This is a genomic window from Leucobacter chromiireducens subsp. solipictus (genome assembly GCF_016758195.1).
Lineage (GTDB): Bacteria > Actinomycetota > Actinomycetes > Actinomycetales > Microbacteriaceae > Leucobacter > Leucobacter solipictus.
On record NZ_QYAC01000003.1, the window covers coordinates 238,840 to 259,118 of the forward strand.

The 20,279-nt window shown below is 69.9% G+C and carries 19 protein-coding genes; 17 read left to right on the forward strand and 2 right to left on the reverse strand.

What is annotated here, in order from left to right; translation table 11 throughout:
- Positions 1-51 precede the first annotated feature (51 nt).
- A complete protein-coding gene (locus D3230_RS06970) occupies positions 52-507 on the forward strand; it encodes a MarR family winged helix-turn-helix transcriptional regulator (RefSeq protein WP_202344310.1) in 456 nt (151 codons plus the stop codon).
- Positions 508-636: 129 nt separating this feature from the next.
- Positions 637-2,040 (forward strand): peptidoglycan DD-metalloendopeptidase family protein, encoded by a 1,404-nt coding sequence (locus D3230_RS16200; RefSeq protein ID WP_202344311.1) that lies wholly within the window; start codon positions 637-639, stop codon positions 2,038-2,040.
- Between the two features lie 78 nt (positions 2,041-2,118).
- Here the strand turns inward: D3230_RS16200 and ppa are convergent, their stop codons facing one another.
- Positions 2,119-2,613, reverse strand: a complete 495-nt coding sequence (gene ppa / locus D3230_RS06980) for an inorganic diphosphatase (RefSeq protein WP_202344312.1) — start codon at positions 2,611-2,613, stop codon at positions 2,119-2,121.
- 105 nt (positions 2,614-2,718) lie between these two features.
- On the opposite strand from ppa, the gene tilS reads away from it, so the two are divergent.
- The 13 genes from tilS to cls all read left to right on the forward strand — a co-directional run bounded on the left by tilS (position 2,719) and on the right by cls (position 16,250).
- A complete protein-coding gene (gene tilS, locus D3230_RS06985; protein WP_202344313.1) occupies positions 2,719-3,783 on the forward strand; it encodes a tRNA lysidine(34) synthetase TilS in 1,065 nt (354 codons plus the stop codon).
- Between the two features lie 87 nt (positions 3,784-3,870).
- Positions 3,871-4,431, forward strand: a complete 561-nt coding sequence (gene hpt / locus D3230_RS06990) for a hypoxanthine phosphoribosyltransferase (RefSeq protein ID WP_202344314.1) — start codon at positions 3,871-3,873, stop codon at positions 4,429-4,431.
- A gap of 149 nt (positions 4,432-4,580) precedes the next feature.
- Positions 4,581-6,737, forward strand: a complete 2,157-nt coding sequence (gene ftsH, locus D3230_RS06995; protein ID WP_202344315.1) for an ATP-dependent zinc metalloprotease FtsH — start codon at positions 4,581-4,583, stop codon at positions 6,735-6,737.
- Between the two features lie 4 nt (positions 6,738-6,741).
- On the forward strand, positions 6,742-7,332 hold the full coding sequence (gene folE, locus D3230_RS07000) for a GTP cyclohydrolase I (protein ID WP_202344316.1): 591 nt from the start codon (positions 6,742-6,744) through the stop codon (positions 7,330-7,332).
- Positions 7,329-8,588 carry a dihydropteroate synthase gene (gene folP, locus D3230_RS07005; protein WP_337249122.1) on the forward strand — a complete coding sequence of 420 codons (1,260 nt, stop codon included), beginning with the start codon at positions 7,329-7,331 and terminating at the stop codon, positions 8,586-8,588. Before folE ends, folP begins: the two co-directional genes overlap by 4 nt.
- The gene (gene folK / locus D3230_RS07010; protein WP_202344317.1) at positions 8,585-9,151 is read left to right on the forward strand and encodes a 2-amino-4-hydroxy-6-hydroxymethyldihydropteridine diphosphokinase; all 567 of its coding nucleotides are present in this window, start codon (positions 8,585-8,587) and stop codon (positions 9,149-9,151) included. Before folP ends, folK begins: the two co-directional genes overlap by 4 nt.
- Entirely contained in the window at positions 9,141-9,653 is a 513-nt protein-coding gene (locus tag D3230_RS07015; protein WP_202344318.1) for a DUF3180 domain-containing protein, read from the forward strand. The genes folK and D3230_RS07015 overlap by 11 nt, the downstream gene beginning before the upstream one ends.
- A 33-nt stretch (positions 9,654-9,686) precedes the next feature.
- The gene (locus tag D3230_RS07020) at positions 9,687-10,217 is read left to right on the forward strand and encodes a PH domain-containing protein (RefSeq protein WP_202344319.1); all 531 of its coding nucleotides are present in this window, start codon (positions 9,687-9,689) and stop codon (positions 10,215-10,217) included.
- Entirely contained in the window at positions 10,214-11,947 is a 1,734-nt protein-coding gene (locus D3230_RS07025; RefSeq protein ID WP_337249123.1) for a PH domain-containing protein, read from the forward strand. The genes D3230_RS07020 and D3230_RS07025 overlap by 4 nt, the downstream gene beginning before the upstream one ends.
- A gap of 2 nt (positions 11,948-11,949) precedes the next feature.
- Positions 11,950-12,678 (forward strand): DUF2520 domain-containing protein, encoded by a 729-nt coding sequence (locus D3230_RS07030; RefSeq protein ID WP_420029024.1) that lies wholly within the window; start codon positions 11,950-11,952, stop codon positions 12,676-12,678.
- 139 nt (positions 12,679-12,817) lie between these two features.
- The gene (gene lysS, locus D3230_RS07035; protein ID WP_202344321.1) at positions 12,818-14,380 is read left to right on the forward strand and encodes a lysine--tRNA ligase; all 1,563 of its coding nucleotides are present in this window, start codon (positions 12,818-12,820) and stop codon (positions 14,378-14,380) included.
- Positions 14,381-14,458: 78 nt separating this feature from the next.
- Positions 14,459-14,638, forward strand: a complete 180-nt coding sequence (locus D3230_RS07040) for a hypothetical protein (protein WP_202344322.1) — start codon at positions 14,459-14,461, stop codon at positions 14,636-14,638.
- A 130-nt stretch (positions 14,639-14,768) separates the two neighbouring features.
- A complete protein-coding gene (gene cls, locus D3230_RS07045) occupies positions 14,769-16,250 on the forward strand; it encodes a cardiolipin synthase (protein ID WP_202344323.1) in 1,482 nt (493 codons plus the stop codon).
- A gap of 24 nt (positions 16,251-16,274) precedes the next feature.
- On the opposite strand, the gene D3230_RS07050 is transcribed toward cls, so the two are convergent.
- Positions 16,275-16,949 (reverse strand): histidine phosphatase family protein, encoded by a 675-nt coding sequence (locus D3230_RS07050; protein ID WP_202344324.1) that lies wholly within the window; start codon positions 16,947-16,949, stop codon positions 16,275-16,277.
- Between the two features lie 179 nt (positions 16,950-17,128).
- Between D3230_RS07050 and D3230_RS07055 the strand changes: the two genes are divergently transcribed.
- Positions 17,129-19,660, forward strand: a complete 2,532-nt coding sequence (locus tag D3230_RS07055; protein WP_202344325.1) for an ATP-dependent Clp protease ATP-binding subunit — start codon at positions 17,129-17,131, stop codon at positions 19,658-19,660.
- Between the two features lie 91 nt (positions 19,661-19,751).
- Positions 19,752-20,273 (forward strand): amino-acid N-acetyltransferase, encoded by a 522-nt coding sequence (locus D3230_RS07060; RefSeq protein ID WP_202344326.1) that lies wholly within the window; start codon positions 19,752-19,754, stop codon positions 20,271-20,273.
- Positions 20,274-20,279 lie beyond the last annotated feature (6 nt).

Sequence of the window (20,279 nt, forward strand, 5' to 3'; positions counted from 1 at the left end):
AGGGCACGAATTAATGATACGCCACGAGATGGAATCTGCGAAAATGGCGATATGAGTACGCCCGACCCGTTGACCCTGGAGCGACAGGTGTGCTTCGCGCTCACCGTCGCCTCGCGCGGCATTGTCTCGGCGTACAAGCCGGTGCTCGATCCGCTCGGGATCACCCACCCGCAGTACCTGGTGATGCTGGCGCTGTGGGAGCACCGCACGCTCGATCTGAGTACGCTCGCGAAGCTGCTGCACCAGGAGGCGTCAACCCTGTCGCCGCTGCTGAAGCGACTCGAGACTCAGGGCCTCGCGCGTCGGCAGCGGAGCGCCGCAGACGAGCGGCGACTGGAGATCACGCTGACGCCCGAGGGGGAAGCACTGCGGGCCCGCGCTGAGCAGGTGCCCATCGAGATGGCGCGGCGGCTGCGGATGACGCCCGCGGAGCTCACCGCGCTGCACCGCGCGATGCTCGAACTCATCGACGCCAGCCAGCGTTCGCTCGAGGAACCGGGGGAGTAGGGCGCCCGCGGCCCGCACTCAGTTTTTCGGCTTTTTCCACGCACTTCGCGGACAGTCGGCCCGCTCGACTTCGGGACGGTGCTACCGTGAAGATGGATTTTTCTGCCTGGAAACTGGATGCGAGGCACTATGCAGAAGCGGAACACCGGCGGGACGCGACGGATCATCGGCGTGCTCGGAGCGTGCGCGATCGCCGGGAGCCTGCTGATCGGCGGCCAGCTTGCGGCGGCACCAGCTCCCGCGCAGGCGCTGGATCTCCCCACCTGGGATGACGTGCAGGAGGCCAAGCAGAACCAGGCCACCGCGGCCAAGAAGGTGAAGGAGATCGAGGGCCTGATCGCCGACGGCGAGAAGGAACTTGACCGGCTCCGCAACCTCCACTCCACGACGATGGAGGAGCTGAACCAGGCCGAAGCGAATCTGACCGCGGCGGCTGCGAAGGCGCAGACGCTCCGTGCGCAGACCGAGGCGAGCCGGAAGGAAGCCGAGGAAGCGGCGGATCGCGCGGGCGTGCTCGTTGCGCAGATGTACCGCTCCGGCGGGGTGGACCGCAGTATGGAACTCTTCCTGGACGCCGACGCGGAAACCGCAGACGCGTTGCTGGAGCGGCTCGCGTCCATGTCGAAGGCAACCGAGCGCAACACACTCCTCTCCGAGGAAGCGCAGCAGGCCTCCAACACCGCCGACACGCTGGGCAAGCAGGCCACGGCGGCGGAGGCGGAGCGCGAGGAGCTCCGCGCCGACGTGAAGGCCAAGGAAGAGGCCGCCGCCGCCGCCATGACCAACCAGGGCGAAAAGGTGCGCGCGCAGGAGGCCCAGCAGGGTGAGCTCGAGGCGCAGCTCGCCGCCCTGAAGGATACGACGACGAAGACCGTCGATGGCTATCAGGAGCGGCTCCGGATCGAGGAGGAGCAGCGCAAGGCCGAAGAGGAGCGGCTCCGCAAGCTCGCCGAGGAGTACGCGCGGCAGCAGGCCGAACTGGCGCGGCAGCAGCAGGAAGCCGCCGAGCAGGCCGCCCAGGGTGGCGGCGGTGGCGGCGGTGGCGGCGGTGGCGGTGGCGGCGGTGGCGGCGGCGATACCGGCGGCGGCACCGGCGGTGGCGGCACTGGTGGCGGTGGCACCGGCGGCGGCACCTCGAACGGGTGGGTGATCCCCACGGCCTACAGCTTTGTTTCAGAGCAGTTCGCCCCTCCTGGGCGCCCCGACCACACCGGCATCGACCTCGCGGCTGGTTGCTACACGCCGATCGTGGCGGCCGCGGCGGGTACGGTCCGCGCGACGTACCACGAGTTCGGCATGGGCGGCAATATGGTGACGATCAACCACCCGACCGGCTGGCAGACGCGCTACGCACACATGGCCGAGTGGGCCTCGGTCGCCCCCGGCCAGTGGGTCGAGGCCGGCCAGCTCGTCGGCTACGTGGGCTCCACGGGGGCCAGCTCCGGCTGCCACCTGCACTTCGAGATGCGCCTCAACCAGGACGACGGCTGGTACGGCTTCGTCAACCCGGCCTGGTACATCAACTTCTACTAGGCGCGGACGCGCGGAAGACAGAGAACGGCCCGGGATCGCACGCGATCCCGGGCCGTTCGGTGTCTGTGCGAGGTGCGCTTAGTGGCCCTGCGCGGCGAGACGCTCCTGCGCCTCGACGATGAGCTGCTCCGCGTCCGCGGCCGAGCCCCAGGCGTCAACCTTGACCCACTTGCCGGGCTCCAGGTCCTTGTACCGCTCGAAGAAGTGCGCGATCTCCTTGCGCGTGTACTCCGGGATGTCGTCGACGTCCTGGATGTGCGACCAGCGCGGGTCCTTGTGCTGCACCGCGATGACCTTGTCGTCGCCGCCGGCCTCGTCGCTCATCTTGAGGACGCCCACGGGGCGGACCTTCACGCCCACGCCGGGGAACACCGGGTAGTCGAGCAGCACGAGCACGTCGAGCGGATCGCCGTCCTCGCCGAGGGTCTCCTCAAAAAAGCCGTAGTCGGCGGGGTACACGAAACCGGTGTAGAGCACGCGGTCGAGGTACACCCGGCCGGTCTCGTGATCGATCTCGTACTTGTTGCGGCTCCCCTTGGGGATCTCGATGACGGCGTCGAATGCTGCGGTCATGCGCGCTCCTTCGAATGATGATGGCGGGCGGGCGGCTCCCGGTCCCGACGGATTCGTGCAGCCACTAGGCTACCGGACTCACGCTCCGCGGATACGCTGAGGAGCATGACCGCCGCGCACACCATCCTGGACCGGGCTGCCGATCGCCCGCTCATGGCGATCCGGCGTGCCGTGCGCGAGACGCTGCGGCGCGCGATCGCGGCACCGGGCGAGGCCCCGCTCGTGCTGGTGGCGCTGTCCGGCGGGGCCGACTCCCTCGCGCTTGCGGCCGCGCTGGCGGCGGAGGGACCCCGGCTGGGGATCCGCGCGGGGGCGCTGGTCATCGACCACGGCCTGCAGCCCGGATCCGCCGAGGTGGCCCGGACGGCCGCCGCGCAGGCGACCGCGTGGCACCTGGATCCGGTGCTGGTGCGCCGGATCGCGGTCCCCGACAACGCCCCCGGCGGTCCCGAGGCGGCGGCGCGCACGGCACGCTATGACGCCTTCGCGGTGGCGGCAGCGGAGTCTGGGGCTCGCGCCGTCCTCACCGGCCACACGCGGAGCGACCAGGCGGAGCAGGTCCTGCTCGGGCTGGCCCGCGGCTCCGGCCTGCGCAGCATCGCCGGGATCCCGCCGCACCGGGAGCTGGGTCCGGGGTGCGTTCTCCTCCGCCCGTTTCTTGCCCCGGATCCCGAGATCACCCGGGCGACGACCGCGGCGAGCTGCGCGCGGCTCGGCGTGACCCCGTGGTCGGACCCGCACAATGCGGACCCACGGTACGCGCGGGTACGGGTGCGGGATCGGGTGCTCCCGGCCATCGAGGGGGAGCTCGGACCCGGGGTTGCGGCGGCGCTCGCGCGCACCGCGGACCTCGCGGCGGAGGACGCGGACGCGCTCGATGCGCTCGCGGCCGAGGCGTTGCACCGGGCCCGTTGCGAGGCGGACACCGGCGGCGTCGCGCTCGACGCCGAAACGCTCAGGGGACTGCCCGCGGCGCTCCGCAACCGAGTGATCCGGCAGCTCGCCGCCACGGAGTTCGGGGCGCAGCTCAGCCGGGAGCACACCGAGACCATTGCGGCGTTGGTGACCGACTGGCGTGGGCAGGGGCCGATCCCCGCGCCGGGAATCCGCGTTCGACGGGCGGCCGGTCGGCTCCAGTTTGAGGCGCAGGCGCGCGGCCCTGCTGCGTGAGGCACGCCCGGCGGGGCAGAGCCGAATCCCGTGTGAATTCGCCGTCTCGTGAGGAAATCATCCAGCGCCGCGGACTAACATAGCGACATGGATGCCAATCATCTGGGGGATGACCTCACCGTTGTACTGCACACCGAAGCCGAATTGATGGCCCGCCTCGCGGAGATGGCTCGCGAGATCGAAGCAGACTATCCCGCGGAGCCGCCGCTGCTCGTTGGCGTCTTGAAGGGCGCCGTGATGGTGATGGCGGATCTGGCCCGCGAGCTGCGCTTCCACGCGCAGATGGACTGGATGGCCGTCTCCTCCTACGGGGCTGGGACGAAGTCGAGCGGCGTTGTGAAGATCCTGAAGGATCTCGACGCCGATATTGCCGGTCGCGACGTGCTGATCGTCGAGGACATCATCGACTCGGGGCTGACGCTGTCGTGGCTGAAGGAGAACCTCGAGAGCCGGGGCGCGAAGTCGGTGCGCATCTGCACCATGCTGCGCAAGCCCGAAGCGCTGAAGGTGGAGGTCGATGTCGCCTACGTCGGCTTCGACATCCCCGTGCAGTTCGTCGTGGGCTACGGCCTCGATTACGCCGAGGACTACCGCAACCTCCGCGATGTCGCCGTGCTCGCCCCGCACGTCTACGGCGGCGACGCGTAGCCCGCTGGCCCAGCGGCCGCGGGATTCGCGGCCGCACCCGCGTGCGCCCTGAGCGGACATGACGCACTTCTCCAGTGCGATGTCAGTGCCATTGGCTACGCTTGCATCTGCTGGAATCCTCCGGCTCGCCTATTTCGAAAGGCCCTGACTTGGCAGAGAAATCCCCGAAGAGCTCACCGAAGAGCAAGAAGCTGTTCCGCGGCCCCCTGCTGTATTTGGTGCTCGCGCCGCTGATTGTGCTCCTCGGGTGGTCACTCCTGTCGGGCGGCAGCGTCCGAGAGGTCCCCACGAAGCAGGGCCTCGAGCTGCTCTCCGAGGGGAAGGCGAAGGCCGCGGAGATCGTCGACGGCGATCAGCGCGTGAACCTCACGCTCACCAAGGCGGACACCAAGCTCGGCACCGACGAGGTGTACTTCTACTACGTCTCGCAGCGCGGGGAAGCCGTGGTCGAGGCCGTCACGGACGCCAAGCTCAAGGACGGCTTCACCGATAAGGTGCCGCAGCCGAATCCGCTGTGGTCGCTGCTCGGTTTCCTGCTCCCGCTCCTCCTGATCGGCCTGCTGCTGTGGTGGATGCTGTCCTCCATGCAGGGCGGGGGCCGCGGCGTCATGCAGTTCGGGAAGTCGAAGGCGAAGCTCGTTTCGAAGGAGACCCCGCAGGTCACCTTCGCCGACGTCGCGGGTGCCGACGAGGCGGTCGAGGAACTCCACGAAATCAAGGACTTCCTTGACGACGCCACGCGGTTCCAGGCGGTGGGGGCCCGGATCCCGAAGGGCGTGCTGCTCTACGGCCCGCCCGGAACGGGCAAGACGCTCCTCGCGCGCGCCGTCGCCGGCGAGGCCGGGGTGCCGTTCTACACCATCTCCGGCTCGGACTTCGTGGAGATGTTCGTCGGCGTGGGCGCGAGCCGCGTGCGCGACCTCTTCAAGGAAGCGAAGGCGAACGCGCCCGCGATCATCTTCATCGACGAGATCGACGCCGTCGGCCAGCGCCGCGGTCAGGGCATGGGCGGCGGCCACGACGAGCGCGAGCAAACGCTGAACCAGCTGCTCGTCGAAATGGACGGCTTCGATCCGAAGACCAATGTGATCATGATCGCGGCGACGAACCGTCCCGATATGCTCGATCCCGCCCTGCTGCGCCCGGGCCGTTTCGACCGTCAGATCGGCGTCGACGCCCCGGACATGCCGGGCCGACTCAAGATCTTGCAGGTGCACGCGAAGGGCAAGCCGCTCTCGAAGAACGTGGACCTCAGCGTGGTGGCGCGCAAGACGCCCGGTTTCTCGGGCGCGGATCTCGCCAACGTGCTGAACGAGGCGGCGCTCCTGACGGCGCGCTCGAACGCGCAGCTCATCGACAACCGCGCCCTCGACGAGGCGATCGACCGCGCGATCGCGGGGCCGCAGCGCCGAACCCGCATCATGAAGGATCAGGAACGCCTGATCACGGCCTATCACGAGGGCGGCCACGCGCTCGTGGCGGCGTCGCTGAATCACTCGGACCCGGTGACGAAGATCACGATCCTGCCCCGCGGCCGCGCTCTCGGATACACAATGGTGATCCCGCTCGAGGACAAGTACTCGGTGACGCGCAACGAGCTGCAGGATCAGCTCGCCTACGCGCTCGGCGGTCGCGTGGCGGAGGAACTCGTGTTCCACGATCCGACGACCGGTGCCGGCAACGACATCGAGAAGGCCACGAGCACGGCGCGCAAGATGGTGACCGAGTACGGCATGTCGGCCGCGATCGGGCCCGTCAAGCTCGGCCAGGCTCAGCCGGGCGCCTTCATGGGGGAGTTCGGGCAGAGCCGGGACTACTCCGAGGGCATCGCGGTGTCGGTCGATGCGGAGGTGCGGGAACTGCTCGAGCAGGCGCACAACGAGGCCTACGAGGCGCTCGTCAACAACCGCGACGTGCTGGACCGCCTGGCCCGCGAGCTGCTGGAGAAGGAAACGCTCGATCACATCCAGGTCGCCGAGATCTTCCGCGACGTGCAGAAGCTTCCGAAGCGCCCCACCTGGCTCTCGCACGACGACCGGCCCGTGTCGCAGCGCCCGCCGATCGAGGTGCCCGCGGTGCTGCGCGCCGACGGCCCGATCAGCGACAGCGCGGCGGAATCCCCGGCCGCCGCTCCCGAGCCGGCGGCACCGGAGGCGCTCACGCCCGAGGCCCCCGACGCCCCGGCGCCGCAGGCACCCGCGCCCGAGGCCCCCGACGCCCCGGCACCGCAGGCGCCCACCTCGACGGAGCCGCCGCGGAACCTGGGCGTGCGCGACGCGGACGATTCCGACGGCCGCGCCCGGTAACGACATGAGTGAGACCGTGGATCGCGAGCGCGTCGCCGCGGCGGTGCGCGAGCTGCTGCTCGCGATTGGGGCCGACCCGGACAGCCCCGAGCTGGCGAGCACGCCAGCTCGGGTCGCCGAGTCGTACACCGAGTTTTTCGCGGGCATGGGCCAGGATCCCGCCAGCTACCTCAGCGACGCGATTCCGGTGGGCGCGGACACGGGGGAACTCGTGCTGGTGCGCGATCTCACGCTGCGTTCGATGTGCGAACACCATCTGCTGCCCTTCCGGGGCCGCGCGCACATCGCGTACCGGCCCGGCCGCAGCGTGGTGGGCCTGAGCGCGATCCCGCGCGTCGTCGATGCGCTGGCGGCACGCCCGCAGGTGCAGGAGCGGCTCGGGGAACAGATCGCCCAGACGCTCGCAGACGGGCTTGCCCCGGAGGGGGTGCTCGTGCTGCTGGAGGCTCGGCACGGCTGCGTCTCGGACCGCGGTGTGCGGCAAGCCGACGCGGTGACGGTCACCGTCGCCTCGCGCGGCGTGCTTGCCGACCCCGTGCAGCAGGCCGCGGTGTTCGCCTTGCTCGGCCAGGGCGGCTCGGACGGCGCGTCGTGAACATCCGCGGAGCGCGCACCCTCGTGATGGGGGTGCTCAACGTGACCCCGGACTCGTTCAGCGACGGCGGTGCGTACGAGTCGACGGAGCGCGCGATCGCTCGCGGGCTCGAACTCCGTGCGCAGGGCGCAGACCTCATCGACGTGGGCGGGGAATCGACGCGGCCGGGTGCCGCGCCGGTGCCGCCCGAGATCGAACAGGACCGCGTCGTCCCGGTGATCGAAGCCCTCGCCGCGCGCGGCATCGACGTGTCGATCGACACGATCCATGCGAGCACCGCGGCCGCGGCCGTCGCCGCCGGGGCGCGGGTGATCAACGACGTCTCCGGCGGGCTCCACGACCCCGAGATGCTCGCCGTTGCCGCGACCGCGAGTCGCGCGCACGGTGTCCGCTTCATCGCCGGGCACTGGCGCGGGATCCCGGATCCCGACCACGCCCACTCGGACTACGACGACGCCGTTCACGATGTCCGCGCGGCGCTCGCCGGGCTTGCGGCGGCGGCGCTGGCCGCGGGCGTGGCCCGCGATCACCTGATCCTCGACCCCGGCCTCGGTTTCGATAAGACCGCGGCGGACGGGTGGCGGCTCCTCGCGCAACTCGACGCGCTGACCGGCCTCGGCTTTCCCGTGCTCGTGGGCGCGTCGCGCAAGCGCATGCTCGGCGACGCGCTCGCGGAACTCCCGAAGGCGGCGAGCTCGGCCGGGGCGACGGCACCGAACGGCCACGAGCGAGATCTCGCGACCGCCGTGGTGAGCGCGTTCGCCGCCCAGGCCGGTGCGTGGGGCGTCCGCGTGCACGACGTCGCCGGAACGATGCAGGCGCTCGCCGTGCAGCGGGCCTGGACCGGCGGGGCGGCGAGCCGAGCGCTCGCCGCGCCCACCGCGACGCTGCCGACCGACCGCATTACGCTCACGGGACTCGAGGTGTTTGCGCATCACGGGGTGTTCGACTTCGAACGCGAGCGTGGCCAGCGCTTCCTCATCGACATCGAGGTGAGCGTCGACCTGCGGGCCGCTGCCGCGGGCGACGCGCTCGCGGAGACGGTGCACTACGGAGAACTCGCCGACGCGATCGTCGCGGCGGTGGAGCGCGACCCGGTCGACCTGATCGAGACCGTCGCGGAACGCATCGCCGAGGTGACGCTCGGCTTCGCGGGCGTCGCCGAGGCCCGGATCACGGTGCACAAGCCTGACGCGCCGATCGCGCACCCGTTCCAGGATGTGTCCGTCACCGTGGTGCGCGGGGGTGCGCAATGATCGTTCAGCTCGTTCCGGTCCTGCTCGCGTTCGGCGCGAACCTCGGCGACCGCGGTGAGACGATTCTCGCGGGACAGGAGGCGCTGGCGGCCGAACCCGGGATCCGGGATCTGCACGCCTCCCCGCTCCGCGAGACGATCGCGCTCACCACCGACGGCCCGGACCCGGACGCCCCGCGCTACCTGAACGGGGTCGCGCGTGCCGACACGACGCTCACCCCGCATCAGCTGCTGGACGTGGTGCAGCGGATCGAGGCGGAGCACGGCCGCACGCGCGACGTGCGCTGGGGGGATCGCACCCTCGACATCGACATCATCCTCTACGGCGGCCGCGCGATCCAGGACGACCGCCTCACGGTGCCGCACCCGCGCGCCTTCGAGCGCGACTTTGTGCTCTCGCCCTGGCTCGCGCTCGACCCCGACGCCGTGCTCATGGGCCACGGCCGGGTCGCGGATCTCCTGGCGCGGGTGGGGGACACGACGCGCCCACTCGCGATGCCGGCGTCAGGATCCGGCGCTCCTGAGCCGTCCGCTGAGACGCGGGGGGTCACCGATGCGCGGTGACGAACGCAGCAACCCGCTGGCCGTCGTCGCGGCCGGGGCTATGGGCATCGCGATCGGGCTGGTGATCCAGTTTGGCCTCTCCAGCCGGGGATCGGCGCCGTTCATCCCGCCGCTCTCCCTCGCCGTGATGCTCGTGCTCATCGCCGCGGTGGTGCTGACGCTGGGCATCCGGCTCCGCCGCACCGTGCTGAAGCGAGCCGGAGCCGTGAACCCGTTCCACGCGGTGCGGCTGCTCGCGACCGCCCGGGCCGGCCAGCTGGTCGGGGGACTGCTCGGCGGATTCGGGGGTGGGCTCGCGCTGTCGCTGCTCGGGCGCAGCGTTCCCGCGCCGCCGGCGACCTGGGTGCCGATGCTCCTGGTGCTGGGCGGCGGGATCGTGCTCGTCGTGTGCGCGGCCATCACCGAACACCTGTGCCGCGTCCCGCCCGGCGATGGCGACGGCACCGAGGACGCCGGCGAGGAGCCGGGGCCCGCCGGGCAGGCCGCGTACCGCAAGCCGTAGGACCCCGGGAACAGGTGGAATAGGCTGGTCCGCGTGACTACTGACGCCCTCCCACACGATGCGACGACTCCCGACCCCAGCTGGCCGACCGGCCAGGAGGCCTGGCAGCGGGTCTCCCCGGCGTACGCCTGGGCCGACCTGATCCTGAATCTCGCCTTCGCGATCGGCCTGGGCGTCGTTGCCGGCCTCATCATCTGGTTCAACGCCGGCGACCAGCGGCTCGTCCCCATCCTCATCCTGGCCGCCCTGGTGGTCGTGCTGCTGGTCAACGCGCTGCTGGCGTTCCGGCGTGTGCGCGCCATCGGCTATATTCTCCGCGAGGACGACCTGCTCTTCCGGCGCGGGATCATGTTCGAGCGGGTCATCGCCGTCCCCTACGGCCGCCTGCAGCTCGTCGACGTGACCCGCGGCCCGCTGCTGCGCGCCCTGGGCCTCGCCACGCTGAAGTTCGTAACCGCCTCCGCGGCGACCGGCGTGCAGCTGCCGGGGCTCAAGGTCGAGGACGCCGAGGCGCTGCGCGACCGGCTCGTCACGCTCGCCGAGACGCGGCGGTCCGGGCTGTGAGCCAGCCCGACGCGCACGCCCAGCCCGATCCCTCACCGGCACCCGCGGCCTCCGCCGCCCTTCCGGGCACCCCCGACGCCGAGGGCTGGCGGCGGATGCACCCGCTGTCGCCGCTGCTGCGGGGCGGCCTCGCCCTGCTCGTGATCGCCGGCATCGTCATCGCGAATTTCCGTGACCGGCTGGTCGAACTGTTCTTCGCCGGAGACCTGCTGGATTCGGAGGCGGCCTCTTCCGCGGTCGATGAAGCCGATCTGATCACCTTCATCATGGAGCGCGGATTGCTCGTGGTGGTGCTCGGCGGCGCGCTCGTCCTGATCCTCCTGATCGTCGGGATCTCCTGGTTGATGTGGCGCTTCGCGACGTACCGGATCACCGACGAGGCCGTCGAAACTCGGAGCGGGATCGTGTTCCGCAACCACCGCCGCGCGCCGCTGGAACGAATCCAAAGCGTCAACCTGCAGCGGCCCATGCTCGCGCGGGCCCTCGGGCTCACCAAGATCCAGATCGTCACGGCGGGCCAGGGCGGCACCGTGGAGCTCGCCTACCTCGGGCACCAGGACGCGAAGACCGTGCGCGAGCAGATCCTGCGCCGCGCGGCAGAAAAGCGGAACGGGCCCGGCGCGGGCGTGGCGCCGCTCGCTGAGATTCAGGGCGGTGCCGCCGTCGGGCTCGATGGCGCGGTGCTCCAGGCCGCGGACGGCCTCGTCGGGCGCGCGCAGGACTTCATCGACACCGATGTGGACGCGGAGGCGCTGGCCTCCCAGTCGCTCGTGAAGGTGCCGGTGGGGCGATTGCTCGGCAGTATCGCGCTGAGCTGGGAGGCCGTCTCGCTGGTGCTCGTGGTGCTCGCCGTGGTCATCGGCGGCGCGATTCTGTCGCCCTACCTGATCTTCGGCATCATCCCGATGATCATCGTGATGGCGGGCGTGATGCTCGGCCAGTTCAACAAGGGCTTCAATTTCACGCTCTCGCGCGGGCGCGACACCGTGCGCACGGGTGCCGGGCTCACCTCCACGATGACGGAGACGATTCCCTTCGGGCGGATCCACGCCATCGAGGCCCGGCAGCCGCTGTTCTGGCGCCCGCTCGGCTGGTGGAAGGTGCGGATCACCACCGCCGGCCACTCCATCGCGCAGGGCGGGCAGAACAGCTCGCAGAACGTGGTGCTCCCCGTGGGCGTCGAGGCCGATGTGCTGCGCGTGCTCGACACCCTGCTTCCCGGAATCGGTGACGACGAGGCCGAGATCGCGGCGCTCCGTGACGGCCTGAGCGGGCCGGCACACGGGTACCTGGGTGCCGGGCCGCGTGCCGGCTGGGTGCTGTGGTGGGGCCGTGCGCGTGCCGGCATCGCGATCGAGGGCCTCGGCAGCGAGGACGCGACGCTCCGGATCCGGCGCGGGGTGCTGACCCGTTCGCTGTCGATCATGCCGATCGTGCGCGCCCAGTCCGTGCAGTTGCGCCGCCCCCTCGTGCACCGTGCGCTGGACCTCGCGTCGATTCAGGCGCACACCGTGCTCGGCCCGGTGCGGATGGAGGTGCGCGGGCTCGGGCTGGGCGACGCGCAGCGCACCTTCGACGCGCTCGCGGCCGCCGTGCTCAGGATCCAGGGGGCGGAGGCTCAGCGGATTGCCCGGGCCCACGCCGAAGGCCGCGAGCCGGAGCCCCCGGTACCGCCCGGGCCGAGCGGCACGTCGCCGAGCGAACCCGCCGCGGCCGCGGAGCAGCCGTGAGCGTGGGCGCTGCAGAGTCCCGCCTCGGCGTCGGCGTCGTCGGGGCCGGCCGCGTCGGCCCCGTTCTCGCCCGCGCGCTCGCGGGGGCCGGACACGCGATCACGGGCATCTCCGCGGTCAGCGCCGAGAGCCGCGAGCGGGCCGAAGCGATGCTGCCGGGCGTGCCGATTCTGGAGGTGCCCGAGGTGGTGCGCCGGTCTGAGCTGGTCCTGCTCGCGGTGCCGGGGGACCAGCTTCCGGGCCTCGTCTCGGGCCTCGCGGCGACCGGGGCCTGGCAGCCCGGACAGCTGGTGATCCACACGGCGCCCGAGCACGGCACGGCGGTTCTCGCCCCGGCGCTCGCGGCCGGGGTGATCCCGCTGGCGCTGCACCCGGCGATCGTCTTTACCGGCACGAGCCTCGACCTGTCGCGCCTGTCGGGTGCCACCATCGCGGTGACCGCGCCCGCGCCGGTGCTGCCGATCGGGCAGGCGCTCGCGGTCGAGATGGGCGCGGAGCCGATCGTGGTGCGCGAGCAGGATCGGGCGGCGTACGCCGACGCGATGGCCGCCGCCGGCGAGCTCTCGCGCGCGGTCGTGCGGCAGGCCACCGAGGCGCTGCGCGAGCTGGGCCTAGAACGCCCGGACCGGGTCGCCGGAGGGGTCGTGCGTGCCGCCGTGGAAGAGGAGCTCCTCGCGGCGGCCGGGCGTGAGCTGCCCGAGCAGCCCGAGCAGCCCGAGCTGCCCGAGTAGCGCCCCGAGCACCCGCCGCCGCGCCGAGACACACCAGCCACGCGCCCCGGAGCGCCCGCGAACGGCCGCGGCACCCTCGCAGGCGGGCTCTGGCCTAGGATGGACGGGTACGTCAGCCCCAACGGAGGACCCACCCCCAATGAGTGATCAGAGCGCAGCCCACGCACCCGCGACCCCGGACGAGACCGCCCCGGCCATCAGCGCCGAGGAAGTGTTCGAGCAGAAGCGCGTGCGCCTGGAGAAGCGTGACAAGCTGAACGCCGGTGCCGAGCTGGGCGGGGGCGCGTACCCGGTCGCCGTGCCGGTGACCACGACGATCCCCGCGGTGCGCGCGGAGTGGGGCCACCTGGAGGACACCCCGGACACCGCGTCGGGGGCGACGGTCGGCATCGCCGGCCGTGTCGTGTTCCAGCGCAACACCGGCAAGCTCTGCTTCGGTTCCCTGCAGGCCGGCGACGGCACACGCCTCCAGGTCATGGTGAGCCTCGCCGAGGTGGGCGAGGAATCGCTCGCCGAGTACAAGGAGCTCGTCGACCTGGGCGACCACCTGTTTGTGAGCGGCGAGGTGATCTCGAGCCGCCGCGGCGAGCTGTCAATTATGGTTCGCGAGTGGCGGATTGCCGCGAAGGCGCTCGCGCCCCTGCCGAACATGTACGCCGAGCTGAACGAGGAGACGCGGGTGCGCCAGCGCTACCTCGACCTGATTCAGCGCGAGCAGGCACGTCGCAACGTCGTGACCCGCGCTCGCACCATGGCGAGCCTGCGCCAGACCTTCGCCGAGCGTGACTTCATCGAGGCGGAGACCCCGATGCTGCAGACCATGCACGGCGGGGCCTCCGCGCGCCCATTCGTCACGCACTCGAACGCGTTCGACACGGAGCTGTACCTCCGGATTGCGCCGGAGCTCTACCTCAAGCGCGCCGTCGTGGGCGGGCTGGAGCGCGTCTTCGAGATCAACCGCAACTTCCGCAACGAGGGCGCGGATTCCACGCACAGCCCCGAGTTTGCGATGCTCGAGGCCTACCAGGCGTACACGGACTACCACGGCATCGCCGACCTCACGCAGGATCTCGTGCAGAACGCCGCGCTCGCGGCAAACGTCGGGACCGAGCGCGAGGGCACGCACGTTGTCGAGTGGGCCGACGGCACCCTCTTTGACCTGGGCGGCGAGTGGGATCGCATCTCGATGTACGGCACGCTCTCCGAGGCCGCCGGGCGCGAGATCACCCCCGAGACCTCGGTGGCCGAGCTGCAGGCCATCGCGGATGCCGAGGGCGTCGAGGTGAAGCTGCCGAACCACGGCAAGCTCGTCGAGGAACTGTGGGAGCACTTCGTGAAGGACGGGCTGACCCGCCCCACCTTTGTCATGGACTTCCCGGTCGAGACGAGCCCCCTCACCCGCCACCACCGCTCGATCCCGGGCGTCGTGGAGAAGTGGGATCTGTACGTGCGCGGCTTCGAGCTGGCGACCGGCTATTCGGAGCTCGTGGACCCGGTGGTGCAGCGCGAACGCTTCGCGCAGCAGGCGGCCGAGGCCGCCCGGGGCGACGACGAGGCCATGGGTGTCGATGAAGAGTTCCTGCGCGCGCTGGAGCACGGCATGCCGCCGTCGGGTGGCATGGGGATGGGCATGGACCGCCTCCTGATGACCCTGACCGGGCTCGGGATCCGCGAGACCATTCTGTTCCCGCTGGTGAAGTAGCGTCACCGCGGCGCGTGGGGGCCGTGTGGTCCCCACGCACACAGACTTCCCGGGGGCAGAGCAGGTAGAGTGGGGCACATGGATAACTGGTGGATGAACGCGGTCTGGTCGCTCACTCCGACCGTACTGATCGGGCTCTTCTTCTGGCTCGTGCTGCGCCTCATTTTGCGCGCGGATCGCACCGAGCGCCGCGTGTACGAGCGCATCAACGCGGAGGAGCGGGCGAAGGCCGGCCTCCCCGTGCGCGACGACACGTAGCCCGCGAAGCCGCCCCGAGGGGCGGCGTCGTGCCCCCGGCCCGCTACAGTAAGGTGCGTGGGCGCGTGTACGCGCTGCCCGGATCGGGCGTGGCCGCACCACGAACGGTGCTGTTGCGGAGAGGGCGCGCATGGAAACAAACTGGTTTGGTCTGAACTGGCCGTTCTGGTGGACGCTTGCGTTCCTGATCATCGACAACGTCGTCCGGATTGTGGCGCTGTTCGTGGTGCCCCGCAACCGCCGCCCCACCGCCGGCATGGCCTGGCTGCTCGCGATCTTCCTGCTCCCCGTTCCCGGACTGCTGCTGTTCCTGATTATCGGGAGCAAACGCTTGCCGCGTGAGCGTGAGGAAAAGCAGGAGGCGATCAACCAGTTCGTGGCGCAGATCGCGGAACGCGAGGACAACGGACTCACCGCCTCCGAAGAGCATCTCGAACCGGAACTCCGGGGTGTCGTGCAGCTCGGCCGCTCCCTCGGAGCGCAGCCCATGCTGCGCGGGAACGCCGCGACGATGACGATCGACTACGAGGACTCGCTGGCGCAGATGGCGGCGGCGATCCGCGAGGCGAACGAGTACGTGCACGTCGAGTTCTACATCCTCGTACACGACGCGGCGACGGACGAGATCTTCAGCGCTCTGCGCGACGCGGTGCAGCGCGGCGTGCGCGTGCGTGTGCTGCTGGATCATATCTCCGCGGTGCGGAACCCGGGCACGCGTCGCACGGCGCAGAGCCTGGACGATATGGGGGCCGAGTGGGCGTACATGCTGCCGGTTCGGCCGTGGCGCGGCGAGTATCAGCGTCCGGACCTCCGCAACCACCGGAAGCTGGTGGTTGTCGACGGCCGGATCGGTTTCATGGGGTCGCAGAACCTCGTGGACTCCAGTTACAACAAGGCGTCGAATCACCGCCGCGGTCTGCACTGGAAGGATCTGATGGTCCGCGTTGAGGGCCCGATCGTGCTCGGCCTCGAAGCGGTGTTCCAGGGCGATTGGTACCTGGAGACGGGCGAGTATCTGACGAACCTGATCGACCCGCTGGAGGCGGTGGATCAGCCCGGGGTGCTGGAGTGCCAGATCGTGCCGAGCGGCCCGGGCTACGAGGGCGAGAACAATCTCCAGGTGTTCGTGTCCCTGCTGTATATGGCGCAGCGCCGGATCAGCATTACGAGTCCGTACTTCGTGCCGGACGGCTCCATCATGAACGCCCTCCGCGCTGCGACGGCGCGCGGCGTCGCAGTGGAGCTGTTCGTCTCGGAAACGGGAGATCAGGCCGTGGTGTACCACGCGCAGCGCTCCTACTATGAGGAACTGCTCCGCGCGGGCGTGCGGATCTGGATGTACCGGCCGCCCATCATCCTGCACTCGAAGCATTTCACGATCGATGACACGGTCGCGGTCGTGGGGTCCTCCAACATGGATCAGCGTTCTTTCGGCCTGAACATGGAGATTTCGATGGTGGTGCACGGGCGGAGCTTCGTGCAGGATCTCGACGCTGTGAGTGACGAGTACCGAGCGAACTCCCGTGAGCTCACGCTCGACGAGTGGATGCAGCAGCCCTTGCGCTCGCAGCTGCTCGACGGCCTCGCGCGGCTCACCTCCGCGCTGCAGTAGGGGAAGCGCCCGTGCGGCCGTCGGCTACGAGCTGGCTGGCTCCAGGTCGCGATCGCCGGTGCCCTGCGCGCTGAGATCGCCGAGGACGTCGAGCCTGATCGCCGTATGCCGGGCCGCCGAGTCGCTGGCGGTATCGGGCCGCCGCAGGATCCAGACCTCGCCGTTGGCGATGCGCGGCATCGGCGTGCCCGTCAGCCGTCCGAGGCCCGCTCGGATCATTGCCCCGTGCGCGACGACGATCGAGCCGGGTGCCGCCGCGAGGATCCGGTCGAACGCGGATGCCGTGCGCGTCCCGAGCGCCTCGAGCGTCTCCGCATCGGGAATCTCCAGGCCCGGCCAGCGCTCGTGCGCCTCCGGCACGCACACCCCCTCGGCGGCCCCGAAGTCCCGCTCCCAGAGCTCCTCGTCGATGCGCGGCGCGGGGAGCGCGAGCCCGCGCCCGATGATCTCCGCGGTCTCGCTCGCGCGGGAGAGCGGAGAGGCGAACAGCCCCCGCCACAGGCCCAGCGTCTCGGCGGCCCGCGCGAGTGCCGCCGCGGTGTCAGCGGCCTGCGCGCGTCCCGTGTCATTCAGGGGAATCTCGGTGCGCCCCTGGATGCGCCCGGCCAGGTTCCAATCGGTTTCACCGTGCCGCACCACAGCGATGTGGTGGACGGCCGATCCAGTGGACGCGAGTCGAGGGGAAGACGGAACGGTCATGCCAGCTACGCTAGCGCCTGTGCTCCGGGAATGCCCTGCACGGCACGGGAGCGCCCCGGGTGCTTCGCCACGCGCCGTCCGTGTCACGCCGCTGGCGAACAGGCCCCCAAAGTTCCGGTTCTGCCCGTACTCTGGGTGCATCGGCAGATCTGGACCGCGATCCGCCTGGGAGGTTATAGATGTTCGAGAGATTCACCGACCGCGCTCGCCGCGTTGTCGTCCTCGCCCAAGAAGAGGCGAAGATGCTCAACCATAACTACATTGGGACTGAGCACATCCTGCTCGGCCTGATTCACGAGGGTGAGGGCGTCGCCGCGAAGGCGCTCGAGCAGCTCGAGATTTCGCTGGATGCTGTGCGTGCACAGGTGACCGACATCATCGGCACCGGCCAGCAGCCGCCGGCCGGCCACATCCCCTTCACGCCGCGTGCGAAGAAGGTGCTGGAACTGAGCCTCCGCGAGGCGCTCCAGCTGGGCCACAACTACATCGGCACCGAGCACATCCTGCTCGGCTTGATCCGCGAGGGCGAGGGCGTCGCCGCCCAGGTGCTCGTGAAGCTCGGCGCAGATCTGAACCGCGTCCGCCAGACGGTGATCCAGCTGCTCTCCGGCTACCAGGCCGGGAAGGAGAACGCGACCGTGGGCGCGCCGGAGCAGGCCGGCGGAGAGGCCAAGGGCTCGCAGGTGCTCGACCAGTTCGGGCGCAACCTCACCCAGGCCGCGCGCGAGGGCAAGCTCGACCCGGTGATCGGGCGCGAGAAAGAGGTGGAGCGGGTCATGCAGATCCTCTCCCGCCGCTCCAAGAACAACCCGGTGCTGATCGGCGAGCCCGGCGTCGGGAAGACGGCCGTCGTCGAGGGCCTGGCGCAGGCCATCGTCAAGGGCGAGGTCCCGGAGACGCTGAAGGACAAGCACGTGTACGTGCTGGATCTCGGCTCGATGATCGCGGGGAGCCGCTACCGCGGTGACTTCGAGGAACGCCTCAAGAAGGTCACCAAGGAGATCCGCAACCGCGGCGACATCATCATCTTCATCGACGAGATCCACACCCTCGTGGGTGCGGGTGCCGCCGAGGGCGCGATCGATGCCGCAAACATTCTGAAGCCGATGCTGGCCCGCGGCGAGCTGCAGACCATCGGGGCGACCACGCTCGACGAGTACCGCAAGCACTTCGAGAAGGATGCGGCGCTGGAACGTCGTTTCCAGCCGATCCAGGTCGCGGAGCCGTCGCTGCCGCACTCGATCAACATTCTCAAGGGTCTCCGCGACCGCTACGAGGCGCACCACAAGGTGTCGATCACGGACGGCGCGATCGTTGCCGCCGTGAACCTTGCGGACCGCTACGTGCAGGATCGCTTCCTGCCGGACAAGGCGATCGACCTGATCGACGAGGCCGGCGCGCGCCTGCGTCTCTCGATCCTGTCGAGCCCGCCCGAGCTGCGCGAGTTCGATGAAAAGATCGCCGTGGTCCGCGCCGACAAGGAACAGGCCATCGAGAATCAGGACTTCGAGGCCGCCGCGAACAAGCGCGACGAAGAGAAGAAGCTGATCGCCGAGCGTCTCCGCCTGGAGAAGCAGTGGCGCGCCGGCGACGTCGCGACGAACGCCGAGGTCGATGAGGGGCTGATCGCCGAGGTGCTGGCTCAGGCTACGGGCATCCCCGTGTTCAAGCTCACCGAGGAGGAGACTAGCCGTCTCCGGTTCATGGAGGAGGCGCTGCACCAGCGCGTCATCGGCCAGAACGAGGCAATCTCGGCGCTCGCGAAGACGATCCGTCGACAGCGCGCGGGCCTCAAGGATCCGAAGCGTCCCTCGGGCTCCTTCATCTTCGCCGGCCCCACGGGCGTCGGCAAGACGGAGCTCGCGAAGGCGCTCGCGGAGTTCCTGTTCGACGACGAGGACGCCCTGATCTCGCTCGACATGTCCGAGTACGGCGAGAAGCACACCGTGTCGCGCCTGTTCGGTGCCCCTCCCGGGTTCGTCGGCTTTGAAGAGGGCGGCCAGCTCACCGAGAAGGTCCGCCGCAAGCCGTTCTCGGTCGTGCTGTTCGACGAGATCGAGAAGGCGCACCCGGACATCTTCAACTCGCTCCTGCAGATCCTCGAAGAGGGCCGTCTGACCGACGGTCAGGGTCGCGTGATCGACTTCAAGAACACCGTCATCATCATGACCACCAACCTGGGATCCTCGGCGATCGCGGGCGGTCCGGTCGGCTTCCAGCTCGAGGGCGATTCCTCGGTCGGGTACGACATGATGAAGGGCAAGGTCAACGAGGAGCTGAAGAAGCACTTCAAGCCCGAGTTCCTGAACCGTGTGGACGACACCATCGTCTTCCCGCAGCTCACGAAGCCCGAGCTGCTGCAGATCGTGGACCTGTTCGTCAAGCAGCTGAAGGATCGCCTGCTGGATCGCGACATGTACATCGAGATCTCGACGGCAGCGCGCGAGCGCCTCGCCGAGATCGGCTACGATCCGACGCTCGGCGCGCGGCCGCTGCGCCGTGCGATGCAGCGGGAGATCGAGGATCGGCTCTCCGAGAAGATCCTGAGCGCCGAGCTGCTCGCGGGCGACCTGGTGAAGGTCGACCTGGCCGACGGCCAGTTCACGTTCGAGACCGAGTCCCGCTCCGCGAAGGAGCACGGCGAAACGTCCGCTTCGGCGGCCGCCGCCGTGGCCTCGACCGCGGCGACGCCGAACACCACCGCGGAGTAGTCTCAGCGCTCCGCGCAGCCCCACGAAGGCCCCCTGCTTCGGCAGGGGGCCTTCGTGCGTGTGGGGTCGCCGCGCCGACTAGACTTGAGCCATGAGTGCCGCACCCGAGATCCGCATCCGCAACGCGCGAACGGGCGATGTGGTCCGCATGGTCGAACTCATGGAACCCCTGGTCGCCCGACGTATCCTTTTGGGGAAGGACCTCGTGGACCTGTACGCGGCCGTCCCCGAGTTCATCGTCGCGACCGATGCGGAGGAGCGTGTGATCGGTTACGGTGCCGTGCACGTGATGTGGGAGCAGCTCGGCGAGGTGCGCACGCTCGGGGTGTCCGAGCAGTGGCTGGGCCGGGGGATCGGCCACCGCCTTCTCGACGCCCTTGAGGACCGCGCTCGCGATCTCGGGCTGACGCAGCTCTTCTGCCTCACCTTCGAAACCGACTTCTTTGAACGGCATGGTTTCGCCGAGCTCGGCGAGGACACCGAGCTCGTTGCGTCGGACGTGTACGCGGAGCTGCTGCGCTCCAACGATGAGGGCGTCGCCGAGTTCCTCGACCTCGCTCGGGTGAAGCCGAACACGCTCGGCAACACGCGGATGCTGAAGCAGCTCTCCTAGGCGAGA

Bases quoted from the DNA above. Each gene is read 5' to 3' on its own strand.
- lysS (WP_202344321.1), top strand. From the start codon at position 12,818: ATGAGTGATCAGAGCGCAGCCCACGCACCCGCGACCCCGGACGAGACC.
- D3230_RS07040 (WP_202344322.1), top strand. From the start codon at position 14,459: ATGGATAACTGGTGGATGAACGCGGTCTGGTCGCTCACTCCGACCGTA.
- folK (WP_202344317.1), top strand. From the start codon at position 8,585: ATGATCGTTCAGCTCGTTCCGGTCCTGCTCGCGTTCGGCGCGAACCTC.
- folE (WP_202344316.1), top strand. From the start codon at position 6,742: ATGAGTGAGACCGTGGATCGCGAGCGCGTCGCCGCGGCGGTGCGCGAG.
- D3230_RS07050 (WP_202344324.1), bottom strand. From the start codon at position 16,949: ATGACCGTTCCGTCTTCCCCTCGACTCGCGTCCACTGGATCGGCCGTC.
- D3230_RS16200 (WP_202344311.1), top strand. From the start codon at position 637: ATGCAGAAGCGGAACACCGGCGGGACGCGACGGATCATCGGCGTGCTC.
- ppa (WP_202344312.1), bottom strand. From the start codon at position 2,613: ATGACCGCAGCATTCGACGCCGTCATCGAGATCCCCAAGGGGAGCCGC.
- hpt (WP_202344314.1), top strand. From the start codon at position 3,871: ATGGATGCCAATCATCTGGGGGATGACCTCACCGTTGTACTGCACACC.
- D3230_RS07060 (WP_202344326.1), top strand. From the start codon at position 19,752: ATGAGTGCCGCACCCGAGATCCGCATCCGCAACGCGCGAACGGGCGAT.
- cls (WP_202344323.1), top strand. From the start codon at position 14,769: ATGGAAACAAACTGGTTTGGTCTGAACTGGCCGTTCTGGTGGACGCTT.
- D3230_RS07055 (WP_202344325.1), top strand. From the start codon at position 17,129: ATGTTCGAGAGATTCACCGACCGCGCTCGCCGCGTTGTCGTCCTCGCC.
- D3230_RS06970 (WP_202344310.1), top strand. From the start codon at position 52: ATGAGTACGCCCGACCCGTTGACCCTGGAGCGACAGGTGTGCTTCGCG.
- tilS (WP_202344313.1), top strand. From the start codon at position 2,719: ATGACCGCCGCGCACACCATCCTGGACCGGGCTGCCGATCGCCCGCTC.
- D3230_RS07015 (WP_202344318.1), top strand. From the start codon at position 9,141: ATGCGCGGTGACGAACGCAGCAACCCGCTGGCCGTCGTCGCGGCCGGG.